General features: G+C 68.7%; 1 protein-coding gene and 1 pseudogene. Both read left to right on the top strand.

The window, feature by feature from the left end:
• Window positions 1-125: 125 nt before the first annotated feature.
• Window positions 126-1,547 carry an IS21 family transposase gene (istA, locus tag ACWBNA_RS47765; protein ID WP_482710872.1) on the top strand — a complete coding sequence of 474 codons (1,422 nt, stop codon included), beginning with the start codon at window positions 126-128 and terminating at the stop codon, window positions 1,545-1,547.
• Window positions 1,544-1,640, top strand: a pseudogene (locus ACWBNA_RS47760) (AAA family ATPase); the annotation flags it as partial. The gene istA and the pseudogene ACWBNA_RS47760, both read left to right, overlap by 4 nt.

Below are 1,640 nucleotides of genomic sequence, written 5' to 3'. Positions count from 1 at the left end.
TGTCGGCGTACAAGCGAACGTGCACCACCTCGTACGGATGAAAGTGCACCATTTCTGATGCGGTGACGGGGTGTCGGCCGTGAGTCTGCTGCTGTCGGTTCGGGGTGGCAGGGAGGCGGCTGACGGTGGTCTTGGATCCGCATCGCTGGCTGGAGTTGAGGCGGTTTCGTCCGCTGTACGAGTCCGGTGCGATGAGCCTGCGGGAGATCGCAAAGGAGACCGGGCTGAACCGCCGGACGGTCAGCAAGTACCTCAAGGACCCCGCATCGGTTGCGCCGCCGAAGAGAGAAGCAGCAGATCAGCGGCCTCGGCGGGTGGTGGACGAGGTCGCGCCGCTGATCGACGCGATGCTCAGGTCCGAGATCCTGCTCAAGGGCAGGGTGATCCACGAGCGCCTGACCCAGGAGTACGGGGTCACGATCAACTACCAGCGGGTGAAGCTCTACCTGCAGGAAGCCCGCCCCCGGATCGCGGAGGAATTGGGCATCAGCCCAGGTGAGCTGGCGGGCCTGCACCGGCGGTTCGAGGTCGTCCCGGGTGCTCAGGCCCAGGTCGACTGGGGAGACGAGGGAAAGATCCTCGCCCATGTCGGCATCCCGAAGGTCTACTCCTTCCACATGACGCTGTCGTACTCGCGCGACCCGTTCTGCTGCTTCACCACCAGCCAGGACCTGGCCACGTTCTTCGACTGCCACCGGGCCGCGTTCGCGCACTTCGGCGGGGTGCCGATGAGCATCGTCTACGACCGGACCAAGACGGTCGTGCGCCGGCATGTCGCTCCGGGTGAGGCCGTTCCGCTGCACCCGGAGGCGGTCGCCTTCGCCGGGCACTACGACTTCGACATCGACGTGCTGGCCGCCTACCGCCCGCAGGGCAAGGGCCGGGTCGAGCGGCAGGTGAACATCGTCCGCGACCACGTCCTGGCCGGGCGGGCCTTCTCCTCCATCGAGGAGCTGAACGCCGCCTTCGCCGCCTGGGTCCCGCTGCGGCGGGTGAAGGTCCACGGCACTCACGGCGAAGTCATCGGACACCGGGCGGTGCGCGACCACATGGCCCTGCGTCCGCTGCCGGCGACTCCGTATGTGGTCACGCAGCGGCATCTGCGGCACGTCGGCAAGGACTGCCTGGTCGCCTTCGACGCGAACCTCTACTCAGTGCCCGCCCGCAAGGTCCGCCCCCGTCAGCTGGTCGAGATCCGGGCCACGAAGTCGCAGGTCAGTCTGCATTCCACCGTTCCCGATGCCAGCGGCCAGACGCTACTGGCCGTCCACCCGCGGGCTGTTGGCCGAGGCGCCCGCATCGTGGATGAGGCCCACTGGGACGGCCTTCCCACCGGCGCCGGCCGCCGTGTCACCACCGGCGATGACGTTCTGCCCTCACCCCGTCGCGGCCAGCCGCCGAAGGCGGAGGCCGGACCGCTGCAGGCTCTGCTGAACCGGGCCGCTGCCGCAAACGTCGAGGTCGGCCGCCGCCCGCTGTCGGTCTATGACGAGCTGACCGGCACCCGCCCCTTCTCCGCCAAGTCACCGACGAAGGAAGCCCGTTGAGCGAGCTCACCAGCACCCGCATCCGCACCACGGCTGCCAAGCTCGGCCTGCCGCACCTGGCCGAGGCCCTGAACCAGTACGTCCAGCGGGCGA

It is taken from the genome of Streptomyces sp. Q2 (assembly GCF_056820935.1).
Note: the sequence above shows the minus strand (reverse complement) of the source record. Positions and strands in the feature narration are given on the sequence as shown.